This window comes from Cellulosilyticum ruminicola JCM 14822, from assembly GCF_001311925.1.
In the GTDB taxonomy this organism is placed as follows: domain Bacteria; phylum Bacillota; class Clostridia; order Lachnospirales; family Cellulosilyticaceae; genus Cellulosilyticum; species Cellulosilyticum ruminicola.
Window position 1 is genome coordinate 1 of record NZ_BBCG01000091.1, and the last position, 7,975, is coordinate 7,975.

Consider the following 7,975-nt stretch of genomic DNA (forward strand, 5'->3'; position numbering starts at 1 on the left):
TAAATCACATCAATAGGAGGCTAGTTATGGACGAAAAAACACTTCGTGAAATAGCACTTTTTAAGTTTTCCCTCATTGCACCTGTGGTCAATAATACGTATGAAGGGCCCTCTAAATCCTACTTTTTAGAGAACTTGCTAAACATGAGCATCTTTTACCCACTGGAAAAACTGAACGTTTTGCAGCTGATACTTTTAAAAACTGGTATCTTGACTACAAACATGGTGGCTTTGAGGCACTTATTCCTAAGCCACGTAGTGATAGAGGTCGACCTAGAATGCTTAATGACAAGGCTATTCTTAGAATTCATGAGCTTAAAGAAAAATTTCCTTATATTACAGGTAGCTTGATTTATTTTTCCAGCATAAACAGATACATGATGTTCTTCAACTTCAAAAATAGCTGAATGGAAGGTAATGCGTTTGTAAATAAGTAAAAAGCCATCTTCCTCCCATAATAAACACTTAATGCGATCAGCTCGCTTGGCACACTATAAAAAGAACCCCTTCCAAATTTGGAATAGGTTCTTTTCATCATTATCATAATTAATTTAAAAGTTCAAAGCTTGCTATAATTCCCTCATAAACTGCCTTACTAAATTGATTAATAAAGCTTTTAGAATTAATAAGATTAGCTTCTGATGGATTACTAATAAATCCTGCTTCTATTAAAATAGCTGGCATATTACTTGTACGAAGTACGTAAAGATCTGCACGTGGCTTAATCCCTCTATTACTTGTACCACAATATTTAATAATATTATTTTGTACAATTTGTGCCATCTCTTTACTTGTCGTATTCGTTACACTTGGATAATATAATGTTTCACTACCATTAGCCGCAGCCCCAGCTGAATTATTATGGAAGCTCACAAATAAATCTGCCTCTATTTCATTGGCAAGTTGTGTTCTAAACTGTAATGTTGGATATACATCTGAAGCTCTTGTTGTATAGACTTTAATATTTGGGTCTTCTTCGAGTAAGAGATATACACCCATAGCATGTTTATAGTTAATTTCTTTTTCTTTTAACCCATTACCTAAAGCCCCTGCATCTGAGCCACCATGACCTGGGTCAATGACTACAATTTTATCATATTTTTCACTTGGTTTTACAAGTTCAATGCGTACCATATTATTTGTTTCTGACACATTAAAAGCTTGTACTGTAGGTGTTGTAATTTTAAGCTTTGTCGTCCCTTCATTTGTCACTTCAATCTTTGTAACTTTATCATCACTGAATGTAAGTGTGTTTGTGATAAAGTAATCACTATAATCGTCACCTAAATCTACAACAATTTGACGTTCTCTATAATTATCTGTAAAGCTTAAGCTATTTTTAATAATGCCACTTTCTTTATTAAGATAAATGTTACCGTCTCCATTATAAGCTACAGCACTTGCTTGTAATTTTGTCATTTTAAGTGTTATCCCACTTGTACTAGTTTCCAAATCATAAGTACACTCTTTATTTAAGTATATTCTTCCTACCAAATCATTACCTTCTGGTGTAAGAATTACTTTATTAATATAATTTGTATTTAAATTTTGAAGAATTTTTGTTTCATTTAGATAGCTATTTTTTACTTTAAATATAATCTGATTACTGCTTTCACTCACACTTATTTGCTCATTAAATAAATCTTTTAAAAATACAGCATCATAGCTTGAAGTTTTACTTACTGTAATTTCCTCTGTATTTTGTTTTTGCATTTCAATAACAAGGTCTTTACGTTTATTATCTGTATATACATTTACAAATGCACCTGACTTTAAATCAAATACAACACGTGTTGTATCACTTGTAAATTGACTTGTACGAATGCGTCCAACATATGTATTGCTATTTGGTGTAATTGTACTGTTTAAATTACTCTTAGTATTTTTAAGGTCCACAATTACCTTCCCATTTGCTACACTAATTTGTGCATCTGAAAGGGCACTATCTAATTTAATTGTTGTAACTGCCTTATTATTTGCCTCTACTACATTAACGCTGTTTACTCCAGCTGTACTATAGTTTTTTGAAGAAATACTTAATTTATGATTATTTACCCCACCTTTATAAGTCTGCCCTACGATTTGACCTGCTGCATAATTTGGCACAGCATATGTATTTTTATCATCCAAAATCTCAACTACAGCATTATTACTGCTATTGCTGCTGCCACCATTATTGGCGCTATTATTCCCACTATTATTGCCATCATTAATATATACACTATATGTACTACCAATCCAATTTACATCAAATCCTAATGTCTCACTTACAAAACGAATTGGAATCATTACTTTATCATTAATAATTTTGGCTGGTACATCTAATTGTACAATCTCCTGATTAAGTCGCACATCTGTCTCATTAGCCGTTAAAATCATTGTAATGTCTTTATAATCAATAATGACTTTCTTCGCACCTGGATCCCATTGCACATTTGCTCCTAATGGTTCGAATACTTCTCTAGCTGGTACCAAAACACGCCCATCAATTGATACAGGTTCCATTGCCTTTGTTTCGATCTGATTATTATTTACATATAACGAAATCGACGGATAATCATAATAATGCATTTTTCCATCATAAACTAATTGCATACTCTTACCATACGCCGGCATACTCATCACTAGGCTCATCCCTAAAATAAGTGCCCCCATTTTTTGTCTCATGCTGTCTTTCCTCCTAGTCGTCCTTTGCAAATTCATTATACCAAATCCTCTAAAATGTTACAATTTATTTTTTTAAAATCTGCTACATGCATTGACTAGCATTTATTTGTACTTATATGTATCTTTTTGTTCATTAATATATATTTAATTTTTTATCAATGTTTTTAATACTTTTGTAATATATTTATTATCACTAAAAAGACGCAGTAACTCTCACTGCATCTTTTACTTGATCTAAACTAAATCTAACTCATTTAACTTCAAACGATAAGTAACATCCTTGCGTTCTACAATAACTTGTACTTTATCTTCTAATGACTCTTCTTTTAATTTACTAATTAATTCTCTTGTTGGATTAATAGCATAAGGATTACCTACCATTTTTAGCATGGTTAAATCTCCAGCTGTATCGCCATAAGCATAACATTGTGATAAATCTAGATTATATCTAACGGCTAAATCTAAAATGGCACTTCTTTTACTTACTGCATCCCACATTGGAATAACTTCTCCACTAAACTTCCCTTTTTCATCTCTTTGATAAATGGTTCCTCTAAAGTCATCCATACCATATTTTTGAGACATTTCTTTTACAAGTTCATAAGGGGAACCCGAAATAGCAATTACCTTATACCCTTGTGCTTTATGCCATTTAATGCGTTCTCTTGAAAAGGTATATACACGGTCTCCTTTTTGCTCAATCACTCTTTTGGCCACATAAGCTAATTGTTCCCCACTAATTCCTTGAACTGCTTCTGTATAAATGTCCACCATTTTTAATAAGTACGTATCATAATCACCTATGCGCTTATCCCAATTTAAAAAGGCTGGCCTTACTTCATTATACCATTTGCTCCCATCAATTAATTCATATGTTACAAGTTTCTTAAAAACTTCCGTTATAAGACCTTCACGATAAATAGTTCCATCAATGTCAAAAAATGCTGCTTGCTGTGTCATAGGCCACCTCCATGTTTTTTAAAGGATATTATACCCCATTTATTTTATACTAGCAATAAAATTTTTATGGTCACCACGTCCCATATCTACTTTGTATCCAGATTTTTCAATACGCTTTTCAATGCATTTTCTACATTGTGCTGCCTCATCACCTGTACAAATTTTACCATCATAAAGGGCATATTTATCTCTTACTTCTATTGGAGATAAATTGGGCATCACTACATTAGCACCTGCTTTTAAGCCTTTTTCTCTTCCCAGTGGATCAATGCTGCCTAAAGAAGTCGTTGCTGGTAATAATAAATCACCTTGTAGTAACCTTAAAATCGAAATCAAATAGGTCGTCATATCTGCTGTACCTGCTGGCATATTTCCAAGTGGCGTGTCCTTTTGAGGCATAAATGGACCAATGCCTACCATATGTGGCTTAAAGGACTTAATAAACATTAAGTCTTCCACTAAATGCTGTGCATTTTGACCTGGTAAACCTACAATAAAGCCTGTACCCACTTGATAGCCTATTTCTTTTAGATCTCTTAAGCAACGCATACGATTATCATAACTCATATGTGGATGCAAAGATTTATAAAGTGTTTCACAGGCCGTTTCATGACGTAGTAAATAACGCTCAGCCCCAGCTTCAAAGAAACGTTTATAAGCTGCATACGATTTTTCTCCAATAGATAAGGTAATAGCAATCTGAGGCCATTTTTCTTTTATTCGTTCTAAAAGCGCTACGATTCTATCATCTGTATAATAAATATCTTCTCCGCCTTGTAAAACCACTGTACGATATCCTAATTGATAACCCATATCAATGCAATTTATAATTTCATCCTCTGATAAACGATAACGACTTACTTTATCATTTTCACTACGAATGCCACAATATTTACAATGCCTATGACAATAATTCGAAAATTCTATAAGTCCTCTTAAATAAACTTTATCACCATAATGTTTAAGACGAATTTCATTAGCTCTTTGTGCCAATAATAAAGCTGCTTCTTTTGAATAATTTTGTAGTAAATAAAGTAATTCCTTCTCCTCTAATAAACTAGTTTGATATAGCTTTTCTATTAAATCCCTTATTTCTGTCCCCATATCATTCTCCTATTATATTTTTATTATTTTATATTGACTCTATAAATCTATTTTGTGATCTTCATTTTTCCTTCTTCAATATCTAAACTCACAAAACTTAAAGGTAAATTAAATCGCTTTCTACCACAACTGCCTGGATTAATATACTGTATATATTCCTCCTTATATGCTGCATATTGATGTGAATGTCCATAAATCATTACATCTATATGCCCCTTATTTGTGTTAAATCCTTCTTTTCATGCGCCATACCTATCTTATACCCTTTTAGTTCTATAATCATTTGCTTTGGTATCTTCATGGCCCATTCACCTTTGTCATTATTTCCTCTAACAGCATAAACTGTCCCAATCCCTTTAAGCTGATTTAATATCTCCAATTTACACAAATCACCTGCATGTAAAATTAAATCACATGTTTTTAGATACTCTGCCACTTCTTCTCTTAATATATTATGAGTGTCTGATATAATCCCAAGTCGCATTTTCTCTACCTATTCTTTAACTTCATTTTTATAAATTGTACTTTGATTTACATAGTGCTCAGCTGACATATATAAAGATTCTATTTGCTCCTTAGTAAGCTTTTTAAAAACCCTTGCCGGAGAACCTAAAATCATCATTCCATCTCCTATATTTGTTTTACCTGTAACCAAGCTATTAGCACCAATAATACAATTCTTTCCTATCTTTGCACCATCTAATATGGTACTCCCCATACCTACCAAAGTATAATCACCTATTTCTGCACCATGTACAATAGCACTATGCCCTATAGTTACACCTTTTCCTATAATTGTAGGATGTCCTTTGCTACCATGTAGTACACAATTATCTTGCACATTACTTTTTTCACCAATTTGAATAAGTGATTCATCTCCTCTTAAAACAGCACCGTACCAAATACTACATTGCTTATGAATTTCTACTTGTCCTACAATAGTACTATTTTCAGCTATAAATGTCGTCTCTTCAATTTCAGGTATAAACTCTTTAAATTTTTTTTATCATTTGCTTTCTCCTCGTATAATAATGTCATGCATAGAACATTATTATTTCATTTTTTAATTCATATCTTAACCAAACTAGAAGTTCTTTCTAGATTATCGGTTAACAATTATTCTATGTTATAATTACATGTAATCTTGTGAGATTTTATTCTCGTAACTAAGAGTGACTCCACTACTTTATGTGATTTTACTAATGAGCTGGATGTTGGATAGTCTTTCTATCTCTTCATATGTCTAACGAGATTGTAACACATAAAGCACTGTGGTAACTACACTATTATTAACTTTTATTATTTCGAGATGTAACTGATGATTATTGTTGGTATTGATGTTGCTAAAAACAAACATAATGCAATTATTATTGATTCTAAAGGTGATACTTTAACTAAATCTTTTATAATCAATAACTCTCATAAAGGTGCTGAAACACTTATCAATAAGATTAAATCCATTAACACTAATAACTTACCTGTTGTTATTGGTATGGAAGCTACTGGCTACTATTTGCTTCCTCTTTACTCAAGATTTGTACAAGAGGGTTTTGAGATTAATGTTATTAATCCTATTCAATCTGATAGCTTTAGAAACATGTACATACGTCAATCTAAAAATAATTCCATTAATGCTTTTATTATTGCTGAAGTTATTCGTTTTAGTCGCTTTACTACCACTTCTTTAGCTGAAGAGGACATGCTTGCCTTTAGAAATCTTTCTCGCTTCAGACTATACTATTGCTGATTTAAAACGTAAAACGATATCATTATTAGAGCAAGTATTCCCTGAGTATGCACGTTTGTTTTCAGATACATTTGGTAAATCATCTCTTAAACTTCTCTCTTCATCATGTACACCTGAAGAAATTCTTGGATACTGAAAAACTTATTTCCATCCTTAATAGTTCTAGTAAAGGTCGTTTAGGTAGTGATAAAGCCAATGAAATCAACCTTATACTCCAATGTCCTAAACCTTTACTATTAGTATTAGAGATAGAAATAGCCAAATACTATCCCTTTGTTTTCAATACCATTTTTCAGCTACAAAACTTTTTTTAACTAAACTATTTACTTTTTATAGCTGGTCTTATTTATAAATTCTAATAAAGTATATTATAACTTTAGTATACTTAACTTTCTTTACAAATAAAAGTTGAAAGATGTAAATCACCTTTATTCATTGTATAGTTCTATATATTCCTTAATTAATATTTCTCATGACTTAGGCACTTGCATTGCTCTACGTACAATGCTTTACCACTTCTCTTTTTGCCATATACTGCTAAAGCTTGTCTACTACAATATAGCATTACCCAACAATTTAACGGTTTAAATTTGAATCCAAACCCATTTTCTAGATCTTCTGTATAATCAACAACGGTATCTTTTAAACCACCTGTCGCTCTAACAATAGGTATAGTTCCATAACGCATAGCTATTAACTGTATTGTACCACAAGGCTCATAATGGGATGGCATTAAAATAAAATCTGAGTATCATATTTTGAACATGTCTCTTTTAAAATGATGGAATGTCCTAACAGCCCCATTCTAACTTAGTTGTAGCATCTTTATCACGTGTTCTATAGATTGTTTCATTCTTGTATCCTTCTTCTAAATAACACTTTAATTCCTCTGGAACAAGCTTGGGATTGATCTTATTGAGTGCTTTTATAAGTTTTAGATTAACAGTGTAGACTAATTCAATATGGAACAGTTTCTTACAAGATGAACTTATCATCATAGAATCCATACGAAGCATTTTGCCATCAAGTTTCATCTCTGTTTCAATAAGCGCAGCAAGAGCTTCTATTTCTTATTTTATCAAGTCTCTACCTGTTTTCTTTTCATACTCCAAGACTCTTGTTCTAAAGTTATAAAAAGTATATTTATTAAAAGGGGTAGCCCCACTCTTCTCAAGATTTTTACGAAGATATTTAGGTAGATTAATTGTTGGATTCCCAAGATTAAGTTGTTGGACTGTATTTTTTACGAAACATAAAATTATCCCCTTTATTTTTTGCTTAATTATACCATAATAATGTAAAGTAGTTTTAAAAACTAGCCTTTTTGTGGGCTAATCTTATTTATTATAACGAGTTGTGCTAGTTAAATTTACAAGTAGCATACGCTCCAATCATATGATATCTTACCCTTACATTACAAAAATAAAGGGACATCATATGTCAGAGTTCAAATATTATTCTGTCCATAAAATTGAAAATCTAAAAGATTTCTTTTTAA

Annotated in this window: 10 protein-coding genes and 1 pseudogene; 2 read left to right on the forward strand and 9 right to left on the reverse strand. The window is 31.8% G+C overall.

Annotated elements, in window-relative coordinates:
* Positions 1-26: 26 nt before the first annotated feature.
* Positions 27-350 (forward strand): hypothetical protein, encoded by a 324-nt coding sequence (locus tag JCM14822_RS22140; protein ID WP_242861547.1) that lies wholly within the window; start codon positions 27-29, stop codon positions 348-350.
* A gap of 44 nt (positions 351-394) precedes the next feature.
* Here JCM14822_RS22140 and JCM14822_RS25250 read toward each other — a convergent pair.
* The 7 genes and pseudogenes from JCM14822_RS25250 to JCM14822_RS17140 form a co-directional block, all read right to left on the reverse strand.
* Positions 395-478 (reverse strand): annotated as a pseudogene (locus JCM14822_RS25250) (hypothetical protein); the annotation flags it as partial.
* Between the two features lie 67 nt (positions 479-545).
* Positions 546-2,666 (reverse strand): N-acetylmuramoyl-L-alanine amidase family protein, encoded by a 2,121-nt coding sequence (locus tag JCM14822_RS17120; protein ID WP_054743700.1) that lies wholly within the window; start codon positions 2,664-2,666, stop codon positions 546-548.
* 234 nt (positions 2,667-2,900) lie between these two features.
* Entirely contained in the window at positions 2,901-3,626 is a 726-nt protein-coding gene (locus JCM14822_RS17125; protein ID WP_054743702.1) for an HAD-IB family hydrolase, read from the reverse strand.
* 39 nt (positions 3,627-3,665) lie between these two features.
* On the reverse strand, positions 3,666-4,730 hold the full coding sequence (gene hydE, locus JCM14822_RS17130) for a [FeFe] hydrogenase H-cluster radical SAM maturase HydE (RefSeq protein ID WP_330377659.1): 1,065 nt from the start codon (positions 4,728-4,730) through the stop codon (positions 3,666-3,668).
* A 47-nt stretch (positions 4,731-4,777) separates the two neighbouring features.
* A complete protein-coding gene (locus JCM14822_RS22790) occupies positions 4,778-4,930 on the reverse strand; it encodes a metallophosphoesterase family protein (RefSeq protein WP_278287249.1) in 153 nt (50 codons plus the stop codon).
* A 5-nt stretch (positions 4,931-4,935) separates the two neighbouring features.
* On the reverse strand, positions 4,936-5,214 hold the full coding sequence (locus JCM14822_RS22795) for a metallophosphoesterase family protein (RefSeq protein WP_054743704.1): 279 nt from the start codon (positions 5,212-5,214) through the stop codon (positions 4,936-4,938).
* Positions 5,215-5,223: 9 nt separating this feature from the next.
* A complete protein-coding gene (locus tag JCM14822_RS17140; RefSeq protein WP_306307376.1) occupies positions 5,224-5,571 on the reverse strand; it encodes a gamma carbonic anhydrase family protein in 348 nt (115 codons plus the stop codon).
* A 477-nt stretch (positions 5,572-6,048) separates the two neighbouring features.
* Between JCM14822_RS17140 and JCM14822_RS17145 the strand changes: the two genes are divergently transcribed.
* On the forward strand, positions 6,049-6,477 hold the full coding sequence (locus JCM14822_RS17145) for an IS110 family transposase (protein ID WP_054743708.1): 429 nt from the start codon (positions 6,049-6,051) through the stop codon (positions 6,475-6,477).
* Between the two features lie 460 nt (positions 6,478-6,937).
* Here JCM14822_RS17145 and JCM14822_RS22800 read toward each other — a convergent pair whose 3' ends face one another.
* Together JCM14822_RS22800 and JCM14822_RS17155 are read right to left on the reverse strand one after the other, a co-directional pair.
* Positions 6,938-7,210: a hypothetical protein gene (locus tag JCM14822_RS22800; protein ID WP_054743709.1), complete on the reverse strand. Its 273-nt coding sequence runs from the start codon at positions 7,208-7,210 to the stop codon at positions 6,938-6,940.
* Positions 7,211-7,268: 58 nt separating this feature from the next.
* On the reverse strand, positions 7,269-7,511 hold the full coding sequence (locus JCM14822_RS17155) for a hypothetical protein (protein WP_054743711.1): 243 nt from the start codon (positions 7,509-7,511) through the stop codon (positions 7,269-7,271).
* Positions 7,512-7,975 lie beyond the last annotated feature (464 nt).